Below are 25672 nucleotides of genomic sequence, written 5' to 3' on the forward strand. Positions count from 1 at the left end.
CGCCGAAGCGAACCCCACACACGCCCGCCGGCAAGCGGCACGCGCCCGCCAACGCAAAGGTCCGGCGGGACGCACCTAGCATCCCGCCGGACCGTCACTCGTCCAGGAGGTCGCCGCGACGAGCCCCTAGATCTTCGCAAGCTCCTCGGAGATGACGCGACAGACATCCTCAGCCTGAGGCATCACGCCGTACATCTCGAAGAAGCCGTGGTCGCAGCCGCGATAACGAATCGCAGTGACGTCAACGCCCGCATCCTGCAGCCTCTTCGCGAACAGCTCGTCCTGATAGCGCAGATAGTCATACTCGGAAGAGATGATGACCGTGCGGGGGAACGCGCTCACGTCCTCCGCGAACAGCGCGGAAATCAGCGGGTCGAGCATCTTGTCCGCATCGCCGTTGACGTACATGGGCGGAAGGTCGTTGTTGGCGAGGCGAATGCGATCAACCCTGCTCAGCGCCTCGGGCCTCTGCTCATCCACGACCTCGTACAGGTCATAGGACCACTCATCCGGAACGGGACCGCCATCAACGAGCGGATAAAGCTCGACAACCGCCTTGATCCTATCCGCGTGAGAGCCCTCGAGCACGACGGCATTCGACAGGCTGCCACCCGCAGAGTCACCAGCCACGGCAATGCGAGTCGCATCAACGCCCAGCTCGTCAGCGTGATCGACAAGCCAGTCGAGCGTCTTCACGCAGTCCTCGACGCCACCGGGGAACATCGTCTCGGGAGACAAGCGGTACTCCGGATAGATCGCGACGCAACCCGTGCGCTCCACGATGTCGCGCAGGCAGTTCTCGTACTGGCCGATGTTGCCCACCATGAACCCGCCGCCATGGATGAACACGAGCGCGGCAGACCCATCCTCGTGCCCCTCCGGCGTGAAGATGTGCAGCGGAATGCCCTTGTCGCCGAAGTTCATGACGACGGTCTTCTTGGCAACGTTCGCGCCCCTCACGACGTGGGTCTCCTTGTTGGGCGCGGAGCGCCACGCGATCACGTCCACCGGTCCGGCCGGCGCCGACCCCGCCGCAGGAGTCGCAGCGAGCTTCGCGTGCGCACGAGCATAGACGCGCGGATCGAGCACGTGCTCGCGGTCGTCACCCGGCACGGGCTTCAGCATCAGCCTCAGGCCGTTAGGCTCGACAACCTCCCTCGCGCCACTCTCAAGCACCTCAAGCTCGGAAGTGGGGTACTTCCTATCCTCGGCGCTCATGGCTAGCCGATCTTCAGCTCGTCGAGCCTGGCGTCGAGCTTGGCCATCTCGTCGGCGGAAAGCTCCCACTCGAACGTCTCGCAGTTCTGAATCGCGTGGGCGTCCGTGCGCACGCCCACGAGAGCGGTGCCCACGTACTCCTTCTGGGTGCTCCAGTTCACGGCAACCTGCGCCACGGGTTTGTCGTGGGCCTCGGCGATCTCGTCCATGACCTTGAGCAGCTCCTGGACGCGCGAGAACTTGGGCTCCCGGAAGTAGTCGTAGAAGCCACCGCGGACGTCGCCTTCCTCGAACTTCGTCAGCTCGCGGAACTTGCCCGACAGGATGCCCGCGCCAAGGGAGCCATAGGTGAAGGAGTCGATGCCACGCTCGTAGCCCCACTTGATGAGGTCCTCGGAGGAGCGGTCAACCATAGAGTAGGGCGGCTGCTGGACGTCAATCTGAGCGACCTTCTCGCACTCCTCGATCATCTCGGTCGTGAAGTTGGAGACGCCGATGTGGCGAATCTTGCCCTGCTCCTTGAGGAGCTGGAGGGCGCACATCGTCTCGGAGAACGGAGTCTTAGCGTCGGGCCAGTGCACGAAGTAGAAGTCGATGTAGTCGGTGCGGAGGTTGCGCAGCGAGCTCTCGACCTCCCTCATGATGTTCTTGAACGAGGAGTCGCGGTCATAGCCGGCGGCGCTGGTGATCAGGCCAACCTTGGTCGAGAGCAGGTAGCTCTCTCTGTCGACGCCCCTGAGCGCGTTGCCGACGACCTTCTCGGACGTGCCGTTGCCATAGCACGGCGCGGTGTCGATGAGGTTGACGCCGTGATCGAGCATGGTGCGGATGGCGGACATGCTGGCGGCGTCATCGTTCTCACCAAAGGAGTCGCCGCCGATCGCCCAGGTGCCCACAGCGAGCTGGGAGACGTCGACATCGGAATTCTTGAGGTGCGTGTAGCGCATGTTCTCTCCTTCTAATGGGGCGGCACGCGTCGAATGTCCTCGATCGCGTGCCGCCGGGAATTGCCTTAAACAAGCTTCGAATGATCCGGAAGCCGCCCTACACGATGCCCACGAGGCCGAGGACGAGCGCCAGAATCATGATGCCAACCAGGATGATGTTGACGTTCACGTTCTTCTTGCGCAGGAGCCAGAGGACGACGAGCGTAAGCCCCAGGGGCACGATGCCCTTGAAGATCGAGTCGAGGTAGGTCTGGATCATGACGGGGTCAGAGTCCTGAACCGGAATGGACAGGATCGTGTTGAATTGGACGTTCGCCGCAGTCATGGCACCGATCATCACGAGGCCAACCGTGGAGGTCGCCTTGGTGATGAGCTTCATGAGACCACCCTCGTACATCTCGGAGATGAAGTTGGTGCCCATGCTGAAGCCGAGGTAGGTCATGAAGTATCGGCAGAGGATCGACGGGATGTTGTAGATCAGCAGGAACATGATCGCGCCGAGGGGCGAGCCGCTCATGGCGAGGTTGATGCCAATGCCGGCAGCGATGACACGCAGGACGCCCCAGAAGATTGCGTCACCGATGCCGGACATCGGGCCCATCAGGGAAACCTTGATGCCGTCGATGGACTCGGTGTCGAAGTCTTCGTGCTGCGAGTTCTCCCTCTCCATGGAGGCGACGAGGCCCATGGCGAACGTGCCGACGTTCTGGGTAATGTTGTACCAAGTCGTGTGACGCTTCATGGCTTCGGCACGGGCCTCGGGGTCATCGGCGTAGTAGCGGTTAAGCGCGGGCTGGACGGAGTACAGCCAGCCGTCGGCGCCAGCCTTGACGGAACCGCCGGCGCAGGAGGCGAACACGGAGAAAGAGCGCAGGAAAATGCTGTTGAGCATCTTCTTGTCTTCAGGGCTCACATTCTTGGTCAGGTTGCTCATGCGAAGAAATCCTCCTCGTCGCTGGTTACAGAGTCGTTGGAAACGGCCTGGGTGGCCAAGCCCTTCTTGGTGAGATCGAAAATCTCCTTGTCGCGGAGGGCGGAGGCAACCGCGATGATGACGCCGAGAACCGCGATGGCGATCATCGGGAGGCCGAGGTACTGGTAGAGCGTGAAGCCCAGGAAGAAGTAGATGCTGAGCTCGGTGCTCCACAGCATCTGGAGCAGGAGCGCCATACCAACGGCGGGCAGGAGGGCGCCCACGGCGTTGAGGCCGCTCATGACATTGGCCGGAATCTGGTTGACAATGGCGGCAACGGGCTCAGCGCCAAGGTAAACGCCGAGGAAGGCGATGAGGCCAAAGGCGGCGTACTTAACGAACCAGAGAACGAAGTGCTGAAGCGCGAGGCCCTTTTCGTTGCCCTCGGCGGCCATCTTGTCAAAGGTGGCGGCGAAGAACGCGAGGAACACGTTGTTCATGAAGATCGAGAGGAACGCGGTGACGACGCCAACGGGAACGGCCAGCGTGATGGCGGCGCCTTGGTCGATGCCGGCGCCAACGGTGAAGGCGACGGCGAGGGCGGTCGCGGTAACGGGCTCGGCGGAGATGGCGCCACCGATGTTAACCGCGCCCATGAAGATTGCCTCGAGAGAGGCACCGATGATGACACCGGTCTTGACGTCGCCCATCAGAAGGCCCGCAACGAGGCCGACCACGAGAGGACGCTCGATCATACACTGACCGAGAACCCAGTTGCCGCCGTAGCAAATCAGCACGGTCAACCAGGCCATTACTGCTAACCCAATCATTTGACTTCCTTTCTCTCATTTCATTTGACCGCCTGGCCAAATCCCCTTATTTCTCCGCCGCCTCGATCAGACTCTTGAGAGGAGTCTTGGGATTGGACGGGATAAGCTGATGGAAAACCGGAATACCCTGCTCGCAAAGCTCCTTCGCGGCCTCGAGCTCATCCGGGTTGAGCATGATCGTGGAGTTGAGGGCGACCTTGCTATCCGGATCGGACTTGTCGAAGCGGCCGACATTGGCAACGTTCACGCCCTCGATCTTGCCCGGTGCGCCTTTAACGAGCTCAAGCACGTCACGCACGCAGTTGGTGAGCGCGAAGATGCGCATGGAGTCCGCACGCGGATCGTTCGCGATGCGGCAAGCATCCGGAACATCCTTGACGAGGAGCTTCTGGCCCGCCGGCGTACCCATGGAAAGCGTCATGCGAAGGGCATCGCTCTCCACGGCGTGCTTGTTGGCGACGATGATCCTGGTGGTGTTGAGCTCCTTGGTCCACACCAGGGCGACCTGCCCGTGAATCAGACGGTCATCGACTCGAACCTGAACAATCATTGTTTCCTCTCCTTACTTATTAGTGCTCTCTAATCGAAGAAGTCTCCGTCGGACCCCTCGTTGTCCGCGGCCTTGCTCGGAGGCTCGACGACCTGCATCGTCGCCCTCGCCAGCTCGACGCTCTGCTTGATCGAATCTGCCGTGACCGGCTCAGCGCCGAGGAGCGCCTCGATCACGAGGCCGAGGTTCATACCGGTAACATGGACGATCCCGCGCTTCTCCGGCTCCATGAGGACGACCTTCTGGAAGACGGAGCCACCGTAGATGTCGGTGAAAATGATGGCCTCGTCCTCAGGGCCCACCGAGTCAATAAACGCCTGGATGCGAGGGGTGAAATCGGAGTCGTCCACGTAGCAGTCAACTGCTTCCACCATGTCCGCCATACCGGTCAGGATCTCGATCGAGCTCCTGATTCCGCTTGCGAGGTGACCGTGCGACGCGACAAGAACTTTCTTCATCGAGTCTCTCCTAGAGCGAATAGTGGTTGGGGTTCAGAAGCTGGATCTTGCTTGCGACGAACGCGCGCATGTCGGGGGCGGCGTCCATCAGGAGGCCAACGCCGTTGCCGTCGTTCTTGCCGGAGCTGATGTCCTTCTCGAAGGCGCGGTACATGGAGCGGAAGTACTCCGTGGCGATGTTGAACTTGCTCATGCCGAGGTTCACGGCCTCCTGGAGCTGCTCGTCGGGGATGTCGGAGCATCCGTGCATGACGAGGGGGACGCTGACGGCCTCCCTGCAGGCCTTGATGCGCTCCATGTCGAGGTTCGGGACCTTGACGTAGGGGCCGTGGGCGTTGCCGACGGCGATGGCGAGCGAACCACAGCCGGTGCCCTCGACGAACTCCTCGGCGAGGTTCGGGTCGGTATAGTGGTCGCTGTTCACGAAGTCGTTGGCGTCGGAGCCGTTGCCGACGTGGCCGAGCTCGGCCTCGATGTCAACGTCGAAGATCTTGGCGACCTGGACGACGTCCTTCGTGAGCTGGAAGTTCTCCTCATAGGGAAGCGAGGAGCCGTCGACCATGACGGAGGGGAAACCGGCCTTGACGCCCTTGACGGCGATCTCGTAACCAGCGGAGTGATCCTGGTGGACGGCGACGGGCACGCTCGCGCGCTCGGCGTAATAGCGGGCGGCGAAGGCGATGATGTCGAGGGCACAGTGGTCCTCGAAGCCGGGCCAGTACTGAATGATGATAGGCATGTGCTCATCCTCGGCGGCCTGGATCGCATAACGGATGGTCTCCGTGTTGATGACGTTGATCGCGGGCACGCCATAGTGGTGCTCGGTCGCATGTTGAAGAAGCTCGTTGACCTTGATGAGAGACATCTTTGTCTTCCTTTCACTTGGATAACCATTGGATTGGACAGTTCTCAGCTCGTCAGCTGGTTGAACACAAAGAGAAGCGCGAAGCAGGCAGGCGCTTGCAAAACGCGGTGGAACCTATGCGGCCGACTGGCCCTCAGGCTGTGGCGCTGCGCTTCGACGCCACAGCACGTACGCCACAAAAGCAACGACCGCAGCAATCGTTGAAGCGAGGGCGAAGGCCAGAAAACCCGCGTGCGTGCCGAGCGCGTCGCACGCCCAACCGCCAAACAGGTTCGCAACCACGACGGACAGACCGCTCTGAACCATCGCGAAGGCGCTCTGACCTCGAGCGCGACAATCCTCGTAAGTGTGGTTGGCAATGTAGGTAACGCAGGAGTAGTAGACGGTCATGTAACTCACGCTCTGCAGCAGCTGGCCGCAGATCATGACCGGGACGATGCCGGTGCCCACGAGCACGAGCCTGAGCGCCGCCATGAAGCAGGAAAAGATCAGGAGGTTCATCTCGCCGAAGCGCCTGACCAGCTTGGAGGAAACGAGCAGGATGGGGATCTCGCTCGCAGCGGAGACCGCACTCAGGACGCCCACGAGGTTCTGACCCTCGCCAAGCTCGACCGCGTAGCGGCCCAAGAACGCCCCGATGAAGCCAATCGCGGCCGAACTGATGAAGGCGAAGACCAAGACGAAGGCGATCTCATTGCTGGTAAACAGCGAGAGGAGGCCCTTTCCGTGGGAGACCTTGGGATCGTCCGCGGCATTGGCGCGAATTCCCGCCTCGGGGAGGCGCCACATGTGAGCCGCGAAGACCACCAGCGCGGCAGAGACCACCGCGAACTGGATTTGAGGAGCCATGTCGAGCAGCCGACCGACGATCAGGACGACGATGGCATAGCCGATAGTGCCACCCATGCGAATGCGAGAAAAGTCCAGGCCAGAGCGATCCGCGAGCTCGATGACGAGGGAGTCGCTCAGGGGCAGGAGCCCCGAGAAAAACGCCGAGAACGCAAAGGTTACGAGAAGGACCGGGACGAACGTCGACGCCAGGTAATACAGCGGAGCGAGTACCGCCGCCGCAAGGCAGAGGATCACGATGACCGCGCGGCGGCGCCCGAGCTTGTCGGCGATCGTCGACCAGAGCGGCTGGATGGCGAGCGCACACACCGGGGTCGCCGCGAGGAGGATGCCGGTCTGGGCTGCGCTGAGGCCGAGGCTCGTGTAGTGAGCGGAGAGGAACGGCGAGTACACGCCCGCGCAGACCCAGTAGAGGACGTTCGCGAAGAACAGCGAAGTCATGCTTGCGTTTGTCCTGGCGTTGTGCATCGTGCTTCTCCCTTCTTGCTCGCCGGGTGCCTGTCTGGGCTTCGAAGTGATTCGCCATCTAGCGTGAAACAAAGTTGTGAGGCGTTGGAACAATGTTCTGTTGTTTCATCGTTTTCGTGCCGTTGTTTCACGGCTCATAAGATAGCAGCTCAAGATGAGATTGCGCCGGGGAAGCACCGATTTACCGTGAACGGTAGGAAATCAGCGGTGAAACGCTATTTCACCGCTTATGAAACATTTTGCTTTATTTTCACCTCTCTTGACCTAAGATACGAAGCAAACTAGGGCCAAGGAGTAACCATGGATAAGACAGGGGATGTGCTCAGCCACATCTGCGCGGTCATGAACAGCCTATCCCCCTCGGAGAAGGCAATCGCAACGTATGTGCTCGACCACCCGTCGGACGTCGCAACGATGACCGTCCGCGAACTCGCCGCAGGAACCGGTACGTCACCGGCGTCTGTTTCGAGGTTCGCAAGGACGCTTGACTACCGAACCTATTCGGACATGCGTCTGGCGCTCGGCATATCCATCAGCAGGGCCTCCGGCGAGGAAAAGGCCACGGGCGGCAAGGTTACTCTGGACGACGTCGAGGGCTCCATTAAGTACGTCCTGTCTCACAAGGTCAAGGAGCTCTCCCAAACCGCCTCGCTCATTGACTCCGATGACTTTTCGACAGTCGTCAATCTGCTCCACAACGCCAACCTCGTCCTGATTGCGGGCGTCGGCAACTCGATTAGCATGGGCGTAAACGCGGCGTTCAAGCTCTCACAGGTTGGAGTCAGGGCGTTTTGCCCCAGTACCACCGATGCCATGGTCTCCGCCGCAACCAGCCTCAAGGAGAATGACATCCTGCTCGTCATTTCGACGTCCGGATACTCGAAGCGCCTCGTCAACATATTCGACTCTGCCGAGGATTCGAACACCCCCATCATCATGATCACAGACAACCCAGATACGCCGCTCGCGAAGCGTGCCACGTATATCATCCGAGCCATCTCGCGAGATCAGGCCATCACCGGAACCGAGGTCGCCTTCTCGCACAGCTCGATCAACTTCGTCATCGAGCTGCTGTTCCTCTTCCTGACCTCTTGCTGGGATGACCCGGTAGAGTTTAACAGGATCATCTCGAAGAATCTCTTGGGAGACAGGCAATACAGCTAGGACGACGCACACCGGCGCACCGACGCCCAGACCGAAACGGGAGGACCCCTTGATAAAGCTCATCCTCGCAGACATGGACGGGACCCTGCTGCCGTTTGGCTCAAGGGTCGTATCGGAGCGCACGCACAGCGCGATTCTTTCGGCGCTTGATGCGGGCATCGCGTTCGGCCCCGCAAGCGGCCGCGACTACGCCGACCTGGCCGATGCCTTTGACGGCGACGCGCGCTGTTTCTCGACCGGCATCATGGCCAACGGAAAGAAGGTCTTCTCCAGCGGCGAACTCGCGTTCAAAAAGACGCTCTCGACGGAGGCCCTCGTCAAGCTCGATAGCGCCGTACGCCCCTACGCGGGGACGTCACTCTGGCTAGTCGCCGATGTCGATGAGACAGGCAAACGCTGCGAGCAGTTCCTCTGCGCCGTCGAGCCTGGCGACGAATTCGCCCTGGAAATCGTTAAGGACTCCGGAAGAGACATGGCGCTCGGAGACGTGCCCACGAACCGTGACGTCACCACCGCCGGCATCTTCGTCAACGTCAGCTCCGCCCCGACGGAAGTCGTTCGGAGTCGATGCAAGGAAGCCTGCCCAGAGCTTGATTTCCCCTCGCCCGTCCCATTCTTCCTCGATGTTGTTCCGGCTGGCTGGAGCAAGGTAAACGGACTCGACGCGCTTCTCGGCAGCCTTGGGGTCACGCTGGACGAGGTCGCTTTTATCGGAGACTCGGAAAACGACGTGACGCTCCTCGAAAAGGTGCCGAACTCCTACGCAGTCGCGGGCGCGATGCCAGAGGCGAAGGCCGCGGCCCATCACCTGATCGGGGACGCAGCCGAGGACTCCGTCGCGAAGCTCATCGAACAGATTGTCCAGCAGCGAGGCTAGGGTTCCGCCAGCGTGGCATGCGCCGCGTGCCTCGTCATCCGTTCGTGGCGCGCTACCTCGTGACGATCCAGAGCGTGGCCATCGTCGCGACGCCGATGCCTACGATGAGCGCGACCCACAGGACGCGGACCACGAGGTTCATGTCGCCCGCCACCACCATGTCGTTCGCGTGCCAGAACCAGCTCTCGTTTCCCTCGCACATGATGCCCTTCCTTGGCCTCGATTACGCCATCTATGGCCGAGCAATCGCAGGTCACGTGCCATGGATTTGCCCTACGCCCAGCTTTCAGTTCTGTAAGGCGGCGGGAGCCTGTGCGAGGCCCCGAGTCCTGAGGCTGTTGCAATGAAAATGGGAATCAAGGAGCACGCATCAATCATATGGGTTCCTTTCGAGGATAAGGGCAAACGAAGCATCCATCATATAATGGAGCGACGCAACCAGAGAGGTCACCCATGGAATTTTACGCAAGCTGCCCCGAGGGCTTTGAGTCCGCACTCGCCGATGAGCTTAAACGCCTCGGGCTTTCGCATGTCCGCCGCCTGAAGGGCCGCGCTACGTTTGAGGGCGAGCTTGAGCAGGGCTACCGCGCCTGTCTGTGGTCGCGCCTGGCCAGCCGCGTGTTCGTAGTGCTTGGGCGCTTTGAGGCGCAGGATGCCGATGAGCTGTACGACGGCGTTTACGACATCGCTTGGGAGACCATCGTCCGCCCCGGCGCCACCATCGCCATCACCGCCCGCGGCGTGACCGAGCAGCTGCGCAACACGCGCTTCTCGGCCCTACGCGCCAAGGACGCGCTGTGCGACCGTCTGGCCGAGACCACGGGCCGTCGCGCCGATGTCGACGCTGCCGATCCCGACGTTCACCTGCTGCTTTCGCTGCGCCAGCGTCGCGCGAGCATCAGCCTGGACCTTTCGGGCGACCCGTTATTCAAGCGCCTGCCGCCTGCCGCGACCCGCGCCGGCGAGGGCACTCACGTGCTGCGCCCCGACTACGCCGCCCTGGTGCTGGCGCAGGTCGGCTGGACTGCACTGTGCGAGCACGAGCTGACGGCCGACGATTACGAGAACGAAGCCCTGCCCACGCTGGTCAATGCCTCGTGCGCCGGCGGCGGCCTGCTGTTGGAGGCCGTGAACATTCTGACCGACCGCGCCCCGGGCGCCGCACGCGAGCGCTGGGGCTTTGAGGGCTGGCAGTTGCACGACGCCGCCCTATGGGAGCAGCTGCTCGCCGAGGCACGCGAGTGCGAGGCGGCAGCACGCGAGCGCCAGGCACGCATCGTGGCCGTAGACATCGACCCCGCCGCCCGCCAGACCGCCGAGCGCATGGTCAAGTGCGCCGGTTACAAGCGCTTTGTCGATTTTTGCGCTGCCAAATCTGCCACCGTACTGGACCACGCGGGCGCCGTCGCCGGTGCCGCCCTCGTCGCGAATACGACCGAGACACCGCTGTCGCTTATGCATGACGCCATGACGCTGGTCGGCGAGCTGCGCCGTGCGCCCGAGCTCACTTCGGCACCGGTCGCCGCGCTCACCCGCGACGGATTGCTGGCCCGCGCGCTCCACGCTGAGCCCGCGCGCTCCATCGCCGTCATGCCCAACAACGAGGAGGCGACCGTCGAGGTTTGGCCCTCGCTCGACCACGCCGCCGCAGCGTTTGAGGCTGCGACCAGCGCGGATGCTGAGGGCGAGACCTCGGACGCCGACGACGTCATCAGCGACGAAGCCCCCGCCCCCGCCATGCCCGAGCCTGCCGCTACGCTCGACCTGGGCGACGGCAAGCCGCTGCCCGTGCTCATCCCCGAGTCGGAGCAGTTCGCCAACCGCCTGCGCAAGAATGCCCGTCTGCGCCGCAAGTGGGCCAAGCGCGAGGGCGTGAGCTGCTACCGCGTCTACGATGCCGACCTGCCCGATTACTCCGCCGCCATTGACCTGTACGAGGGCTGCCCGCAGACGCCGGGCCGCTGGCTCGTCATCGCCGAGTACGCCGCGCCTAAGACCATCGACCCCGCACTGGCCCAGGCCCGTATGCTCGACATTCTGGCCATCGCGCCGCGCATCCTGGATGTTCCGGCCGAGCATGTGCACGCCAAGGCCCGCATGCGTTCGCGCGGCGGCTCGCAGTACGGCAAACAGGGCGCCGGCAAGGGCGGCTCGAGCGAGCGCGCTAACATCGCACGTCGCCGTCTGCCGCTCATCGAAGAGGGCGGCCTTACCTTTGCCGTCAACTTTGACGACTATCTGGATGTAGGCATCTTCCTGGATCACCGCGTCACCCGCAACCTGGTGCGTGAGCACGCCAAGCAGGCGCGCCGCTTCCTCAACCTGTTTGCCTACACCGGCACCGCCACCTGCTACGCGGCCGATGGCGGCGTCGAGGAGACCGTGACGGTCGACCTTTCCAACACCTATCTGGACTGGGCCGAGCGCAACATGCGCCAGAACGGCTTTGTTGGTCCGCAGCATCATTTTGTGCGCGACGACGTGCTCGCCTGGATTCGCGACCAGCGCCAGACGCGCAACCGCTGGGACCTGATCTTTGTCGACCCGCCCACGTTCTCGAACTCGTCCAAGATGGGCCGCCGCACCTGGGATGTCCAGCGCGACCATGTTGAGCTTTTGGCCGGCGTATCTCGCCTGCTCGCACAGGGCGGCCATGCCATCTTTAGCTGCAACCTGCGCGGCTTCCGCCCCGAGACGCGCAAGCTCGCCCGCGCGGGCGTAGTGCTGGAGGACATTACGGCACAGACCATCCCCGAGGACTTCGCGCGCAACCAGAAGGTGCACCATTGCTATATCGTGCGCCGCCTGCCCATCGAGGACGCCATGGCAGAGGCCGGCTTTAGCACCGAGGAGATTGCCGAGCGAACCGAGGAGCTGCGCAACCCCGACGCCCGCAAGCCTCGTGCAACGGCGCCCGCGCACGCGCAGGCCGGAGACCGAGGGCCGCGCGGCGACGGCAAGCCCGCCTGCGCAGGTAAGCCCAAAAAGAAGAAGTTCTACGCCAGCAAGCCCAAGGGCAAATAACAAAGTTGCGGTGGAATACGGACTGTTTTGCCTGGAATTAGGCAAATTTAGACCGTATTTCACCGCAACTCATATTGGGATGATGGTTGGCGATCTAGCCTTGGGTGACCAGGCGATAGCCAATACCCACGTGCGTTTGGATATAGCGCGGATGCGCGGGGTCGGACTCAATCTTCTTGCGCAGCGTACCCATAAAGACGCGCAGGCTCGCCAGGTCGCTCTTGGTCGCCGTGCCCCAAATCTCGTGCAGGATAAACTGGTGCGTCAGCACCTTGTCGGCATTATGGGCCAGCAGGCACAAGAGCTTGTACTCGATCGGCGTCAGGTGCAGCTCCTCGCCATCCATCGTGGCGATGCCGGCATCAAAATCGATATGCAACTCGCCGGTATCGAACGAGCCCTCGGAGACAACACTGCCCGCCTGCGCATACGAAAGGCGCCTGAGCGTGGTGCGAATGCGCGCGAGCAGCTCCTCGACCGAAAACGGCTTAGTCAGGTAGTCATCGGCGCCGGCATCGAGCGCTCGGATCTTGTCCGCGTCCTCGCTGCGCGCCGAGACCACGATGATCGGCATGCCCGACCATGCGCGCACCGACTCCACCACCTTGACGCCATCCATATCGGGTAGGCCCAGATCGAGCAGCACAATGCTCGGTGCCTGCGACGAGGCGGCGGCGATGGCGGCGTGGGCGGTCTCCACAGCTATATGACGCAGGCCGTGCGCCTCCAGCGCGGCAACGATAAGATTGCGGACGGCGGGATCGTCCTCAACGACCAAGATGAGCGGTTTTACGGCAGAGTTCGGCACAGCGCTACTCCTTATCAAACGAAACGTCGGCGGCGGGAAGTTCAATCGTAAAGACCGAACCGTGCGGGTCCGCCGCGGCAACCTCTATGCTACCGCCATGTGCCAACGCAATGGAACGGCAGAGCGAAAGACCCAAGCCAACGCTGCGGTGGCTGTCGGCCAGACCATGGTTGGCGGTATAGAACGACTCGAAGATCCGCTCGCGATCCTCGGGTGCGATGCCCGGACCATCATCGGCCACCGAGCACGCCACGCGTCCATCGTCGACGCTAATCGAAATCATGATATGCGAGCCCGCGGGCGTATAGGTGATGGCGTTGTTCACCAGATTGACCACCAGCTGCACCATCAGGCGTGCATCGACGTTGACGAGCGCCGGCTCATCGCACGCCACCACCTTAAGGTCGTGCTCGCGCACGGCAGGGTTCACGTGGCGCAGCGCCTCCTCGACGATATCGTCCATGAGCTCGAGCGTGGTCGACAGGCGCATACCGCCACCCTCGAGCTTGGTGATGGCGAGCAGATTCTCGACAGTGGCGTTGAGCCATTGTGCATCCGAGCGAATGGATAGGAGCATGCCGCGGCGCGTCTGGTCGTCGAGCACGGCCGTACCGGTCGAACCCTGGTCGAGCAGCACGTCGGCGTTACCCGAAATACTGGTAAGCGGCGTGCGCAGATCGTGCGAGATGGAGCGCAGCAAATTGGCACGCAGCTGCTCGTTTTTAGCGAGCACAGCCGCCTCCTCGCGGGCCTCCATGGCGCGGGCGCGATCGAGCGCCAGCTCGCCTTCGCTCACGATGGCATCGGCAAGCGTCCGCTCCTCGGGCGTCAGCGCATCGGGCTCGGCGACAATGGCGAGCACCCCCACCACCGAGGCGGGATCACCCGCGCGCACCATGGTGTCACCCGAGCGCACGGTCAGGTATATGCCGTAGAACGCCGAAGCGCCATAGGTGGCATCGAGTGGCGTTCCCACATAGGCGGATGCCGAGAGCCGCGGCGGCATCTGGGGCGCCAACTGGTGCACCGGCGCGGCATCGCCCACGGCCGTGTACGTCGTGCGCGGTAGCAGGTCATCGTTATCGGCATCGGCGCTATACCACATGACCGGACAGTCCGAAAGACGCGCCAGCTGCGTTGCCATAGCGTGCACAATCTGTTGCTGATCGCCACACCGCTGCAGCATGCGGTTGGTCTCGAGCACCATCTGCGTGCGACGGTCGCTGGCGGCAGCCTGCGCCAAGGCGCGGCGCAGGGCCAGCGCGATCGAGCTCGATACGAGCGAGACCGCAAACATGATAAAGAACATGCCGGGATAGACGCGGTCGATAAACGACAGCGAGCAGCGCGGGTCGACAAACAAGAAGTTGTAGAGCGCCACGGCGGCGGCAGAAGTCAGCAGGCAGTACAGGCGGCTCCAGGTAAAGAAAGCGCACAGCTGCACGGCGAACACATAGACGATCATGATGCTCGGCGCGAGCCCCGGATGATCGAGCAGCGCGCCCACAACCGTCGCCGCGACCAGCAGCCCCGCCGATACGCAGGCGTCATACAGGGGGCTGCGACGCGTCAGCGTTGTACGCCGCCACCAAAAGTTCTCGGCAATATCGCCGTCCGCACGGACGTCCATCAGCGCCCCGCCCCTCTCTCAAAAACAAAAACCACCACAAAGGGGACAGGCACCTTTGTGGTGGTTCTCCCTTGTGGTGGTTTCAAGTGTATAGCCTTTGCAGCCCGCGGTCGCTAGACAAACAGCACGTGCGCGAGCAGGGCGCACACGCACGCCGCGACAAACACCAGTGCCGCGATCGAAATCACGCGATCGGCCATGTCCATGTTGGCCCGATCCGTAAAGAACCGATCTTCGGCGGCGTCGACGCGTGCCTCGCGCACCAGCTCGGCCGCAAGATCGCGACCGTCAAGCGTCTTTGCGTCCATGGTTTTCTCCCCAGACTCATTTCCCGTCATTGCAAACCTGCCCGTTCACAGTCAAATCTCGGGTGTCGACTACGGGCGCTCGTTGGGGGCCAGGCGCTGCATCTTGTTCACAGCCTTGAACTTGGTGAACAGCGGCACATACTCAAAGCTCACGTTGGAGTTCTCCAAGCCATACCAGCGCGCCGGCGTACCGGCAAAGCGGCGGATGATGTACTTGAGCGTGATGGCCGTGCGCTCGCTCGGCTCCACGTCACTCTCGGGCGCTAGGAGCTTGCGGATCATGACGAACTTGAACGTGCCGATGTTGCCCGGATCCTTGTAGACCGAGTAGTCGTGCATCTGCGGCGGCAGCTCGCCAGTGGCGGCCAGATCCTGAACAACCTGGCGTAGGTAGGCGTTCACGCGCTGGTTAACCTTGTAGCCCAGGTACAGATGCACGCGGAACACGTAGTCGGTGCCAAACGTCTCGACCGAATAGGCAAAGGTATGCGGCTCGTCCATGGTCTCGACGTTCACGAACCACCAGGCGCGGGCGCGCTTGGGATGCTTGTCCAGAATCGAGTAGACGATATCGCGGTCGATGTAGTCGGTGTTGGTGTCCTTGGTCAGGTACACGATGTTGTCGCTCATAGGCTCGTAGCGATCGTCGTCGCGCAGGCGCTTGAGCTGCGGCAGATAGCTGCGCAGCGGCAGCAGCGTAAACTGACGCCGCTCGACCGCCGTGCCGTTGTACCAGCACACCATAACGCCCATGATGAGTGCAGCCATAAGGATGGTGAAGTAGCCGCCGTGGAAGAACTTGGTGAGCGAGCTCACAAAGAAGAAGCCTTCGAGCATGAGGAAGAAGACGGCAAAGATCCACGGCGCGATCTTAAGCTTGCGCTCCACGTGCAGATAGAAGAAGAGCAGCAGCGTCGTGCACATCATGGTCAGGGTAATAGCCAAGCCGTACGCAGCCTCCATGTGCGCCGAGTTCTGGAACAGCAGCACCACGATGACGCAACCCACGAGCATGACGTTGTTGACCATGGGGATGTAGAGCTGGCCCTTGGTCTCGGCAGGGTAGAAGACCTGCATGTGCGGCATAAGGTCCAGGCGGCTGGCCTCGGACACCAGCGAGAATGCGCCGGTGATGAGCGCCTGCGAGGCGATGATGGCGGCGACGGTGGAAAGGCCGACGGCAAAGGGACGCAGGCCCGGGGCGAGCATCTGGTAGAACGGGTTAAGGTCGGCAATGCCCATGAGCTCGGGGTTGGCAGCGTTGTTCATAAGCCAAGCGCCCTGGCCCATATAGGACAGCAGCAAGCAGCACTTAACGAACGGCCAGGTGGCGTAAATGTTGCCGCGACCCACATGGCCCATGTCGGAGTAGAGCGCCTCGGCACCGGTGGTGGCGAGGAAGCAGCTGCCCAGAATCATGATGCCCGCGTGGTTGTTGGGGCTCAGCAAAAAGGCGATGCCGCGCACCGGGTTGAGGCACAGCAGCACCGCGGGATGCTGGAAGACAAAGAATAGGCCCGTACCGCCCAGGAACAAAAACCACAGCGTCATGATGGGGCCAAAGGCGTGACCGATCTTGGCCGTGCCGATGCGTTGCACCAAGAAGAGCGCAATGATAATGGCGAGCGTAATCGCGACAACGCGACCCTGGTCGTCACCGAGCACGGCGTGGACCGCCGGGATGGTGCGAAGGCCCTCGATGGCCGTGGTCACGGTAACGGCAGGCGTCAGGATGCCGTCGGCGAGCAGTGCCGCGCCACCCAGCATAGCGGGGATGATGAGCCACTTGCCGCAACGCTTGACCAAGCTGTACAGGGCAAAGATACCGCCCTCGCCGTGGTTGTCGGCGCGCAGCGAGATCAGCACGTACTTGACGGTCGTCAGCAGCGTGACCGTCCACACGACAAGGGAGAGCGCGCCAAGCACGAACTCCTGCGTGACGCTTCCGATGCCGCCGTTGCCGGCAACGAGCGCCTTGGTTACATACATAGGGCTGGTGCCGATATCGCCGTACACCACGCCCAGCGTGACGAGCATCGCCGAGATGCTCACAGGAATCGCAGCGTGCGAGGCTGCCTCCTTGGCCTTTTGTTCCATAAGCCGGTTTCCTCCCAACTTTAATGTTCGAAGGGATTATAGGCAATCGGCCCATGTTTTAATGCGCTGTTTTCCCAGCTAGATAAAGATTTATACAGTCTTTAGGCTACCGCGGCGATATGGAATGTGACAAAGGGACTGCCCCCTTGTCACATTCGTCATTTTCCAAGCCAGTTTTTGAACCACCATTCCATGGAGCGGCTCATCTCGGCCATAAAGGGACTCGTGTGCTTGCGGGTATAGATGTCCACGACGCGCTCCCCCACCTCGCGGGCGTGCGGACGAAACATCGCATCCATCTCGGCCACCTGCGCGTCCATCGTCGCGGCATCGGCGCGGCAGTAGCGCTCCTCGTGCACCAGGTTCACCACGGGATGCGCAATGGCCGGACACTCCTTACGGGGCGTGCCGATGATGAGCATCGACAGCGGCATGGTATAGGGCGGCAGATCGAGCAGCTCGGCAACTTCCTCGGCATTCTCGACGATATCACCGATGTAGCAGCTCCCCAGGCCCAGGGCCTCGGCGGCAACCACGGCGTTTTGCGCGGCGATCACGGCGTCCTGGGCCGCGATGGCAAAGTCGCCCAAACCCGGTGCACGGCGAGGTGCCTTACCTGTGCGCTCGACAAACTCGGGCTCAAAGCAGCCCACGTGCTCAAACAGATCGATCCACTTGGCATAATCGACCACAAATATGAGTGCCCAGGGCGCCTTGGCGATCATGGGCTGGTGGTCGCACAGGTCGGCCAGACGGTCCAGCGTAGCCTGCTCGCGAATGCTCACAATGGAATACATCATCATGGCGCCCGCCGACGGCGCGCGACTCGCCGCATGCAGAATCGCTGCACGCTGCTCGTCGGTCACCGCCACGGGACGGTCGTTGTCGTCACGCGCGAAGGCACGCGTAGACGAACGATGCTCCAAGATGTCCAGCACCGCGTTGCCCGTAGTCTCGACCGGATAGCCGCACGTATCCACGACCGCAGCTCCGTCGCCGCCCATGTCCGCCTTGCAAACCTGCTCGCTCATCGCCCTACCCTCGCCAATTCTTTAAGAAGCCTTTACGTTTCCGTGTAATTCCCGTCCATTATCGCGCAGGTCGCCACTACATTGCGCCGTAACGCCACACATGCGCGTTAATATGGCTGATTGTTGTGCGCAGCCCGCAAATGCAGCGCATATTTAGGTAACAATCGGGTAAACCCCCGCTTTCGTAGGTTTTAGTTTGTGAGGAGTCTCAGCATGTTCGCTGCCGCCATCTCGCTCGTCGGTCTTGCGGTGACCGTCTACCTTGTCTTGCGCGAGGCCAAGGCCATTCGCGCAAAGTCGGGCACCGTTGCCAAAAGCGCTCTTGGGTGGAGCGTCGCCTTCGGCCTGTTCCAGCTCTTTTTGACCATTTGGGGCGCCATTGGCCTCGTCGCTCAAAACGAGCCGCTCGCCTTTGTGATGCTCATCCTGACCAACGCCATTCTCACCGGATGCGCTTGGGCCAGCATCGCCCGCGACCGCATCGCACCGCGCGTCTTTGCGTTCGCTGCCACCGATGCGCCCGCCCCCACTGGCAAGCTCGCCCGCCTGCGCGGCGCCTTTGTGGGTAAACCGCTCGTCGCCGCCGTCCTGTGCCTGCTGCTCGCCGGCGTCTTTGCGCTGCTGGGCATGGAGGTCTCATCCAACCACGACTTTACCTGGGTCTACCCCCTGTGCATCCTGCTCGAGTGGGCCATCATCACCGTGCTCATGGTCGGCCTATTCTTCCTATTCCAGCGCCACGGCGCAGCTCCCGCGGTCCTGACCTTTGCCCTCTTTGTCCTGGGCATTGCCGAGTTCTTCGTCATCACGTTTAAATCCATGCCCATCCAGCCGGGCGACCTTTCGGCCATCTCCACCGCCGCCGCGGTCGCCGGCACCGGCTACACCTTCTCCATCTCGCTGTTCTGCGTGCTGTCCATGGGCTTTACCGCCATCGCCATGCTGCTATGCGAGTACGCCGGCCTGGTGGCACCGCACCGTCAGAAGGGTGCCGCCAACGCCAAGCGCATGCTGCTCACCAACCTGCTCGTGGCGGTGCTGTGCCTGGGTGGCGTGACCGCGCATGTCACGCTCATCGACTACTACAACACCCTCGGCATCACCGTCTACACCTGGCGCCCGCTCGAGAGCTACTGGCGCGAGGGCTACCTGCCCGCCTTTATTAGTGCAGCGCAATCCATTAAGCCGCCCAAACCCGCCGACTACTCCGTCGACGATGCCAAGGCCACGCTCAAAAAGTACGCCAAGGCCTACGACAAATCCGACGTCGCCAAGAGTGACGAGCGCACCGCTGCAAAGGAGCAATTCGACAGCGAGAAGCCGACGGTCATCGCCATCATGAACGAGACCTTCTCGGATCTGTCGATCTATCAGAACATGCGCGCCGGCTACGAGGGCCCGCAGTACTTTAAGAACCTGTCCAACTGCCTCAGCCGCGGCAAGCTCTATGTGAGCGCCTACGGCGGCGGCACGGCCAATACCGAGTTTGAGTTTATGACCGGCAACTCCATGGCCAACCTGGGCTCGGGCGTGTACCCCTACACCATCTACAACATGGAAACGACCGGGAACCTGGCAGAGCAGTTCAAGTCGCTCGGATATTCCACCACGGCCATGCACCCCAACCACGCCACCAACTGGAACCGCGAGAACGTCTACAAGGACTTTGGCTTTGACCAGTTCCTGTCCATCAACGATTTCCAGGGAGCCGACACCCTGCGCGGCATGGTGACCGACCAGGCCACCTACGACAAGATTCTTGAGCTGCTCGACCAGAACGCCGATCCGCAGTTTATCTTCGACGTAACCATGCAGAACCACTCGGGCTACGACACGGGCCTGCTGCCGGCAGATAAGCAGATGCACCTCAATATCGACACGACCGATCTGGACGCCAAGACCGTCGAGGACGGCACGCTCTCCGATGTCGACGAGTATGTCTCGTGCATCGAGCAGTCCGACCAGGCGCTTCGCTACTTCCTCAACGCCCTGAGCAAGCTCGATCGCAAGGTGGTCGTGGTGTTCTGGGGCGATCACCAGCCGTTCTTCCCGTCCAAGTTCAATGACAAGTGGTTTACCGGCGAGGACGATGCCACGCACCAGGAACGTCTGTGGCAGACCGACTACATCATCTGGGCCAACTACGACGTTGCCGGTTGCAACCAGACGAGTGAGGTCGACGACCTGTCCACCAACTACCTGTCCACCCAGCTGATGCAATTGATCGGCGCACCCCTCTCAGACTACCAGAAGGCGCACATGACGCTGCGCGAGTCGCTGCCCGCCATCAACTCCGTGGGCTACGAGGACGCCAGCCTGCGCTGGGCGCTTTCCTCCAACGTCACCGGTGACGACGCCGCCGCCGCTGCCGCCACCAAGGCACGCGAGGATTACGCCAAGATGCAGTACTACGAGATGTTCCGCGACGGCAAGAACGTGTACACCGAGCACTTCCAGACCGAGGCCAACGAGACCGACCCCAACCTGGCACCGGGTACGACCAAGATCAAGTAGCGACTAGCTGCGAGTTCATAACTGAAACGCCTGTCCGGGCGGAGGCATATAAGTTTCCCTGCCCGGACAGTCCTGCGCAAGACGGAGGCCACATTAAGTGGCCTCCTTTGCGTGCGGAACTCGCGATGAACCTTATATGCCTCCGCCCGGACAGACGCCTTGTTGTTGGAGCGCGGCTTGTCATAGGGGTATCCGCTGAACATATATAAGTCAATATATAAGTCGAAGGCCACGTCTTGTGGCCTTTTTGCATCCGGAAGCCGTGTCCCAGAATTCACGTCCGGAGTGGGATGCAGTTTCCGCTTGTGGCTCCGTTGGGAAAGTGCATCCCATTCCAAAGGCAAATTCCGGGACGCAGCTTCCGCAACCCCACCCATTCGGAAAGTCCGTCCCACCCCGCCTACATCAGGGCATAGAACAATCAGCTTATTAGGCCTTCCATCAATAAAGGGGCGCCCTCGTGTCACGTGAAAGCCTCGAGAATCTCGAGGCTTTCACGTTTGTACGATTGAATGCACGGCACCGCGAACAGCGAAGCTACTCGCCCAGCACGACCTTCTTGGCGGCTGCGGCCATGTTGTCCAGGTCCTCCTTGGTGGGATGGTCCTTTGCGGCAAACCAGTTGTCGAGCAGCATCTTAAAGCGGGCATTGTCGGGATCTTGCTCAAGCATTGCCTCGTAGCGCTGCTTGACCGCAGGACCCATCTTGCCCTGGCACATCGCCCAGCCCGCAAGCTCGGCATCCTCGGCCAAATTGGACGAAACGCGGTCGATAATCTGCTGAAAATAGCTCTGGTCGGCACCGAAGCCGCAGGTGCCAAACAGGAAGACGCGCTTGCCGTGCAAGGCGGAGAGCAACGCCGCGACCGAAGGCGTGCACGCGCCCTTGTCGCACCAAAAACCGACGAGCACCGTGTCGGCCGCGCAGGCGCCCTGCGCCTCGAGCGCAACCTGATCTGCATCCGCATCGTCGCTCAACGCCGCAGCATGGACAAACTCAACGCCCGCAGCCTGCAGAGTGCGCTTGATCGCACCCGAAACCATCCTAGTATTACCGCTCTTGCTGTTAACCACCAAAGAGCACGTCATAGTCACGTTGCCTCGTTTCCCCCAAAACTAAAGCCACTAATGCAATTTATTAGATGAATATCTTAGTACTAACGTGACAGATGTAAACCACCGTCTGTCGATTGATTAATTTGCCCCACGGGCTTGCTCACTGGGCGAATTGGCTGCGGTAGAGCTCGGCGTAGAAGCCGCCTGCCGCTAGCAGCTCGTCGTGCGTGCCGCGCTCGATAATCTCGCCGTCGCGCATGACCAGGATGCAATCGGCGTTGCGGATGGTGCTCAGGCGGTGCGCCACGACAAAGCTTGTGCGACCTGCCATGAGCTCGTCGAATGCCGCCTGAACCTGCAGCTCGGTGCGGGTATCGATGCTCGACGTCGCCTCGTCCAGCAGCAAGATCGCCGGGTCGGTGAGCATGACGCGAGCGATGCACAGCAGCTGTTTTTGGCCCTGGCTAAACGTGCCGCCGTCCTCGCCGATCACCGTATCGTAGCCTTTCGGCAGCTGCACGATAAACTTGTGCGCATGCGCGCGCTTGGCAGCCTCGATGATCTGCTCGCGCGTGGCGTCGGGACAACCGTACGCGATGTTATCCGCCACCGTGCCCTCGAACAGCCAAGTGTCCTGCAGCACCATGCCAAAGGAACGGCGCAGGCTCGAGCGCGTGTAGTCGCGCGACGAGCGACCGTCCACCAAGATGCGCCCGGCATCGATATCGTAGAATCGCAGCAGCAAATTGATGAGCGTTGTCTTGCCGCAGCCCGTGGGGCCAACGAGGGCAAAGCGCATGCCGGGCTTGGCCTCGATGCAGATATCCTGCAGCAGCTTGCGGTTGGGCACATAGCTAAAGTCCACATGCTCAAAGGTCACCTCACCCTGCGGGGCGGCAAGTTCCACGGCATCCGCCGCATCGGGCTCCTGCTCGCGGGCATCGAGCAGCGCGAACATGCGGCGCGCCGAGGCGTACGCGGTCTGGATCTGCGTAATGACGTTGGTGACCTCGTTGAACGGCTTGGTGTACTGGTTGGCATAGGACAGGAAAATCTGCACGCCGCCCACCGTAAGCGCCGCGGGCACGCCCGTGATCACGCCCACGCAGCCGATCACAGCGACCACGGCATAGATGATGTTATTGATAAAGCGCGTGCCGGGGTTGGAGAGCGAACCCATAAACTGCGCGCGCTCGCCCGCGGTGTAGAGCTCAGCGTTGAGGGCATCGAAGCGCTGCTGGGCGTTGGGACCATAGGCAAAGGCGTCGACAAGCTTTTGCTCGCCTACGTACTCCTCGATATGACCACCGAGCTGCCCTTGAATACGCTGCTGTGCCGTAAAGCTTTTGTTGGAGAGCTTGGCAATAGCACCGGCTGCAAAAATGGAAAGCGGCGTGACGAGCACCACCACGAGCGTCATGGTCAGGTTAATGGAGAGCATAAACGCAAGCGTGCCAACGATGGTGATGATGCCGGTAAAGAGCTGCGTAAAGCCCTGCAACAGACCGTCGCCCACCTGGTCGACGTCGTTGACCACGCGGCTCATGAGATCGCCGTGGGCATGGCCGTCGATAAAGCTGAGTGGCATGCGGCTGAGCTTGTCGCTCGCCTCCACGCGCATGTCGCGCACCGTCTCGTAGGACAGACGGTTGACGCAGTGGCCCTGCAGCCACTGGAAGGCCGCCGCGCCCACCACGACAATCGCGAGCTTGGTAACGAGCGGCAACAGCTCGTCAAAGTCCACCTGCCCGGCGGCAACGATCAGGTCGATGCCATCGCCGATGAGGATGGGCGTATAGAGTTGCAAGATCACCGAGATGGCGGCGCTCACAAACGACGCCGCAAACGAAATGCGATGCGGACGGACGTAGCCCAGCAGGCGGCGAGTCACCGCGCCCACGGGGTAGCGCTCGGGGTCGCCGGGCTGACGCGGGCCGTCACCCAAGTCGTTGAGGCTATCGTTGCCGGACACGTTAGCCGTCATCGTGGCGACCGAACCGGAAGAAGTATACGGATTCATTTAGCAGCCCTCCTTTGCGCAAGTGGATGCCGGGCCAGCCGGGGCGGATGCGGGACTTGAAACGGACGCGGGCACCGCACTCCCCTGCTGGCCCTCGAGCTCCTCGCGACGAAGTTGCGACTGGCAAATCTCGCGATAGAGCTGGCAGCTTGCGTACAGCTCGTCATGCGTACCCAGGCCCGCGACCGAGCCGTGGTCGAGCACGCAGATCATGTCGGCATCGCGCACGGTCGAGACGCGCTGGCTCACGATCACCGTGGTCAGCGGGAGCCCGCCCGCGGCGGCACCGTGTACGCTGCGCTCGCGGATGGCGTGGCGAAGCGCCGCATCGGTCTTAAAGTCGAGCGCCGAGGCGGAGTCATCCATGATCAGAATCTGCGGCGAGCCCACCAGGGCGCGCGCGATGGTCAGGCGCTGGCGCTGACCGCCGCTAAAGTTCTTGCCGCCCGCCTCAACCGGAGCGTCGAGCCCCTGCGGCTTGTTGCGCACGAACTCGCTGGCCTGCGCTATATCGAGCGCCGCCCACAGCTCCTCATCGGTTGCCGACTCGTCGCGCCAGGTCAGGTTGCTGCGGATCGTGCCGCTCACGAGCGACGCGCGCTGCGGGACGGTCGCGACCACGTGGCGCAGTTGGTCGAGCGGCCAAGCGCGCACGTCGGAGCCCATCACGCTCACACTGCCGGTGCCCGCATCGTACAGGCGCGGAATGAGCGAGACGAGCGTGGACTTACCGCTGCCCGTACCGCCGATAATGCCGAGCGTCTTGCCCAGCGGCAGCTCCAGCGTCACATCGTTGACGGCGTTGGCGGCGCCCGCGCCAAAGGAGAAGCTCGCATGGCTCAAGCTCAGCGCGGGGACCAGGGCGGCATTGCCCGTCGCGCCCGGCTTGGGCAGTGCGACCGGCTCGTTGTCCTCGTCGGTGATGCTCGGCACGCAATTGAGCACCTCGTTGATACGCGACGCGCTGGCGCTCGCCTTGGTAAAGACCACGACCAGGTTGGCAACGTACACGATGGAGGTCAGGGTCTGCGTCATGTAGTTCACAAACGCCATAACCTGGCCCTGCGTAAGCTCGCCCACGTTGACCTGGATGCCGCCCACCCACAGGATGGCGCACACGCCCAGGTTCATCACAAGAAACGTGACGGGGTTGAGCACCGACGAGAGCTTGCCCACCGCGATGGCAGTATTGGCCTGGTCATCGGCGGCTTGGGCAAAACGCTCACGCTCGTGATCTTCGCGTACAAAGGCGCGAACCACGCGGGCGCCCGAAAGGCCCTCGCGGCAAATGAGCGCGATGCGGTCGAGCTTTGCCTGCAGCTGCTTGTAGTACGGAATGCAGCGCGCCATGACAAACCAGAACACCAGGCCGATGGCGGGCGTGCAAATCAAAAAGATCATGCCGAGCTTAAGGTCGATGGCAAGGGCCGCGCACATGGATCCCACTGCTAGGAAGGGCCAACGGATGAGCATACGCACACCGAGCGCCACAGCGAGCTGCACCTGGTTGACATCGTTGGTAATGCGCGTGATGAGCGACGGCGTGCCAAAGCGATCGAGCTCGGCATAGCTCAGCTTATTGATGTGCTCGTAGAGCGCGCCGCGAATGTCGGTGCCCATGCCCTGCGAGGTCAGCGCCGCCATCTTTTGGCAGACGAGCGTAAACGAGATACCGATCACAGCCATGGCGGCAAGCACCACGCCGTAACGGACAACGGCGTTCACATCGTGCGCGCCGATGCCGCAATCGATCATCTGGGCAATCACCAGCGGCGTAAGCAGGTCAAAGATCACTTCGATCAACTTGCACGCAGGTCCAATCACCATATACCGGCGAAACTTACCACCAAAACGCCTGAGCAACTCAATCATGTATAGGCGCTCCCTATCATCATCTCTATTCAATCTGATTCATGATAGTACGGAGAGCCCTGGAGATGCGTAAGCAACTCGTTACAGATGTTAAGGCGAAGTGAGCACGAAGGCTACCAGCGCCCAAGGCATGTATCCGCCGCTGTTTTGGCAAAGCCAGCGAGCAACACAAA

The 25672-nt window shown here is 61.8% G+C and carries 21 protein-coding genes; 4 read left to right on the plus strand and 17 right to left on the minus strand.

Translation table 11 applies throughout. The features are described from left to right. Positions 1-126: 126 nt before the first annotated feature. From DW823_RS08205 to DW823_RS08240, 8 genes are all read right to left on the minus strand, one after another. Complete coding sequence (locus tag DW823_RS08205; protein ID WP_117640996.1) at positions 127-1218, minus strand: alpha/beta hydrolase; 1092 nt, start codon at positions 1216-1218, stop codon at positions 127-129. Positions 1219-1220: 2 nt separating this feature from the next. Then, positions 1221-2165, minus strand: coding sequence for an aldo/keto reductase (locus tag DW823_RS08210; protein WP_055251950.1), 945 nt, complete (start codon positions 2163-2165; stop codon positions 1221-1223). A 97-nt stretch (positions 2166-2262) separates the two neighbouring features. Next, positions 2263-3099, minus strand: a complete 837-nt coding sequence (locus DW823_RS08215; RefSeq protein ID WP_055251948.1) for a PTS system mannose/fructose/sorbose family transporter subunit IID — start codon at positions 3097-3099, stop codon at positions 2263-2265. Further along, positions 3096-3908, minus strand: a complete 813-nt coding sequence (locus DW823_RS08220; protein WP_089573151.1) for a PTS sugar transporter subunit IIC — start codon at positions 3906-3908, stop codon at positions 3096-3098. Before DW823_RS08220 ends, DW823_RS08215 begins: the two co-directional genes overlap by 4 nt. A gap of 46 nt (positions 3909-3954) precedes the next feature. Next, positions 3955-4458, minus strand: a complete 504-nt coding sequence (locus DW823_RS08225; RefSeq protein ID WP_055251944.1) for a PTS sugar transporter subunit IIB — start codon at positions 4456-4458, stop codon at positions 3955-3957. A 29-nt stretch (positions 4459-4487) separates the two neighbouring features. Further along, entirely contained in the window at positions 4488-4916 is a 429-nt protein-coding gene (locus DW823_RS08230) for a PTS sugar transporter subunit IIA (protein WP_055251942.1), read from the minus strand. Positions 4917-4926: 10 nt separating this feature from the next. Beyond that, entirely contained in the window at positions 4927-5781 is an 855-nt protein-coding gene (locus DW823_RS08235) for a class II fructose-bisphosphate aldolase (protein ID WP_055251940.1), read from the minus strand. A gap of 114 nt (positions 5782-5895) precedes the next feature. Beyond that, the gene (locus DW823_RS08240) at positions 5896-7098 is read right to left on the minus strand and encodes an MFS transporter (protein ID WP_055251938.1); all 1203 of its coding nucleotides are present in this window, start codon (positions 7096-7098) and stop codon (positions 5896-5898) included. A 300-nt stretch (positions 7099-7398) separates the two neighbouring features. Here DW823_RS08240 and DW823_RS08245 point away from each other — a divergent pair, with 300 nt between their 5' ends. Both DW823_RS08245 and DW823_RS08250 read left to right on the plus strand, forming a co-directional pair. Next, positions 7399-8262: a MurR/RpiR family transcriptional regulator gene (locus tag DW823_RS08245; RefSeq protein ID WP_117640420.1), complete on the plus strand. Its 864-nt coding sequence runs from the start codon at positions 7399-7401 to the stop codon at positions 8260-8262. 49 nt (positions 8263-8311) lie between these two features. Next, positions 8312-9139, plus strand: a complete 828-nt coding sequence (locus DW823_RS08250) for an HAD hydrolase family protein (protein WP_118081666.1) — start codon at positions 8312-8314, stop codon at positions 9137-9139. Positions 9140-9191: 52 nt separating this feature from the next. Here DW823_RS08250 and DW823_RS09825 read toward each other — a convergent pair whose 3' ends face one another. Then, positions 9192-9341: a hypothetical protein gene (locus DW823_RS09825; protein ID WP_158567043.1), complete on the minus strand. Its 150-nt coding sequence runs from the start codon at positions 9339-9341 to the stop codon at positions 9192-9194. A gap of 251 nt (positions 9342-9592) precedes the next feature. Between DW823_RS09825 and rlmKL the strand changes: the two genes are divergently transcribed. Then, positions 9593-12163: a bifunctional 23S rRNA (guanine(2069)-N(7))-methyltransferase RlmK/23S rRNA (guanine(2445)-N(2))-methyltransferase RlmL gene (gene rlmKL / locus DW823_RS08255; protein WP_118081668.1), complete on the plus strand. Its 2571-nt coding sequence runs from the start codon at positions 9593-9595 to the stop codon at positions 12161-12163. Positions 12164-12257: 94 nt separating this feature from the next. On the opposite strand, the gene DW823_RS08260 is transcribed toward rlmKL, so the two are convergent. From DW823_RS08260 to DW823_RS08280, 5 genes are all read right to left on the minus strand, one after another. Then, entirely contained in the window at positions 12258-12971 is a 714-nt protein-coding gene (locus DW823_RS08260; protein WP_118081670.1) for a response regulator, read from the minus strand. Between the two features lie 4 nt (positions 12972-12975). After that, entirely contained in the window at positions 12976-14601 is a 1626-nt protein-coding gene (locus DW823_RS08265; protein WP_118081672.1) for an ATP-binding protein, read from the minus strand. 113 nt (positions 14602-14714) lie between these two features. Next, positions 14715-14909 (minus strand): hypothetical protein, encoded by a 195-nt coding sequence (locus DW823_RS08270; RefSeq protein ID WP_118081674.1) that lies wholly within the window; start codon positions 14907-14909, stop codon positions 14715-14717. A gap of 69 nt (positions 14910-14978) precedes the next feature. Further along, complete coding sequence (locus DW823_RS08275) at positions 14979-17006, minus strand: KUP/HAK/KT family potassium transporter (protein WP_118081676.1); 2028 nt, start codon at positions 17004-17006, stop codon at positions 14979-14981. A 158-nt stretch (positions 17007-17164) separates the two neighbouring features. Beyond that, the gene (locus tag DW823_RS08280) at positions 17165-18037 is read right to left on the minus strand and encodes a nitroreductase family protein (RefSeq protein ID WP_118081678.1); all 873 of its coding nucleotides are present in this window, start codon (positions 18035-18037) and stop codon (positions 17165-17167) included. 213 nt (positions 18038-18250) lie between these two features. On the opposite strand from DW823_RS08280, the gene DW823_RS08285 reads away from it, so the two are divergent. Then, positions 18251-20551, plus strand: coding sequence for an LTA synthase family protein (locus tag DW823_RS08285; RefSeq protein ID WP_118081680.1), 2301 nt, complete (start codon positions 18251-18253; stop codon positions 20549-20551). A 537-nt stretch (positions 20552-21088) separates the two neighbouring features. Here DW823_RS08285 and bilS read toward each other — a convergent pair. The 3 genes from bilS to DW823_RS08300 form a co-directional block, all read right to left on the minus strand. Continuing rightward, positions 21089-21640 (minus strand): flavodoxin family protein BilS, encoded by a 552-nt coding sequence (gene bilS / locus DW823_RS08290; RefSeq protein ID WP_118081682.1) that lies wholly within the window; start codon positions 21638-21640, stop codon positions 21089-21091. A gap of 127 nt (positions 21641-21767) precedes the next feature. Continuing rightward, positions 21768-23627, minus strand: coding sequence for an ABC transporter ATP-binding protein (locus DW823_RS08295; protein WP_118081685.1), 1860 nt, complete (start codon positions 23625-23627; stop codon positions 21768-21770). Continuing rightward, a complete protein-coding gene (locus tag DW823_RS08300) occupies positions 23628-25499 on the minus strand; it encodes an ABC transporter ATP-binding protein (protein WP_118081688.1) in 1872 nt (623 codons plus the stop codon). Positions 25500-25672 lie beyond the last annotated feature (173 nt).

The organism is Collinsella sp. AM34-10 (genome assembly GCF_003469185.1).
In the GTDB taxonomy this organism is placed as follows: Bacteria; Actinomycetota; Coriobacteriia; order Coriobacteriales; family Coriobacteriaceae; genus Collinsella.

Excerpts from the sequence above, each read along its gene's own strand:
- DW823_RS08285 (WP_118081680.1), top strand. The coding sequence starts at position 18,251 with ATGTTCGCTGCCGCCATCTCGCTCGTCGGTCTTGCGGTGACCGTCTAC.
- DW823_RS08275 (WP_118081676.1), bottom strand. The coding sequence starts at position 17,006 with ATGGAACAAAAGGCCAAGGAGGCAGCCTCGCACGCTGCGATTCCTGTG.
- DW823_RS08205 (WP_117640996.1), bottom strand. The coding sequence starts at position 1,218 with ATGAGCGCCGAGGATAGGAAGTACCCCACTTCCGAGCTTGAGGTGCTT.
- DW823_RS08230 (WP_055251942.1), bottom strand. The coding sequence starts at position 4,916 with ATGAAGAAAGTTCTTGTCGCGTCGCACGGTCACCTCGCAAGCGGAATC.
- DW823_RS08220 (WP_089573151.1), bottom strand. The coding sequence starts at position 3,908 with ATGATTGGGTTAGCAGTAATGGCCTGGTTGACCGTGCTGATTTGCTAC.
- DW823_RS08235 (WP_055251940.1), bottom strand. The coding sequence starts at position 5,781 with ATGTCTCTCATCAAGGTCAACGAGCTTCTTCAACATGCGACCGAGCAC.
- rlmKL (WP_118081668.1), top strand. The coding sequence starts at position 9,593 with ATGGAATTTTACGCAAGCTGCCCCGAGGGCTTTGAGTCCGCACTCGCC.
- DW823_RS08245 (WP_117640420.1), top strand. The coding sequence starts at position 7,399 with ATGGATAAGACAGGGGATGTGCTCAGCCACATCTGCGCGGTCATGAAC.
- DW823_RS08280 (WP_118081678.1), bottom strand. The coding sequence starts at position 18,037 with ATGAGCGAGCAGGTTTGCAAGGCGGACATGGGCGGCGACGGAGCTGCG.
- bilS (WP_118081682.1), bottom strand. The coding sequence starts at position 21,640 with ATGACGTGCTCTTTGGTGGTTAACAGCAAGAGCGGTAATACTAGGATG.
- DW823_RS08215 (WP_055251948.1), bottom strand. The coding sequence starts at position 3,099 with ATGAGCAACCTGACCAAGAATGTGAGCCCTGAAGACAAGAAGATGCTC.
- DW823_RS08210 (WP_055251950.1), bottom strand. The coding sequence starts at position 2,165 with ATGCGCTACACGCACCTCAAGAATTCCGATGTCGACGTCTCCCAGCTC.
- DW823_RS08265 (WP_118081672.1), bottom strand. The coding sequence starts at position 14,601 with ATGGACGTCCGTGCGGACGGCGATATTGCCGAGAACTTTTGGTGGCGG.
- DW823_RS08240 (WP_055251938.1), bottom strand. The coding sequence starts at position 7,098 with ATGCACAACGCCAGGACAAACGCAAGCATGACTTCGCTGTTCTTCGCG.
- DW823_RS08295 (WP_118081685.1), bottom strand. The coding sequence starts at position 23,627 with ATGAATCCGTATACTTCTTCCGGTTCGGTCGCCACGATGACGGCTAAC.
- DW823_RS08270 (WP_118081674.1), bottom strand. The coding sequence starts at position 14,909 with ATGGACGCAAAGACGCTTGACGGTCGCGATCTTGCGGCCGAGCTGGTG.
- DW823_RS08225 (WP_055251944.1), bottom strand. The coding sequence starts at position 4,458 with ATGATTGTTCAGGTTCGAGTCGATGACCGTCTGATTCACGGGCAGGTC.
- DW823_RS08300 (WP_118081688.1), bottom strand. The coding sequence starts at position 25,499 with ATGATTGAGTTGCTCAGGCGTTTTGGTGGTAAGTTTCGCCGGTATATG.
- DW823_RS09825 (WP_158567043.1), bottom strand. The coding sequence starts at position 9,341 with ATGTGCGAGGGAAACGAGAGCTGGTTCTGGCACGCGAACGACATGGTG.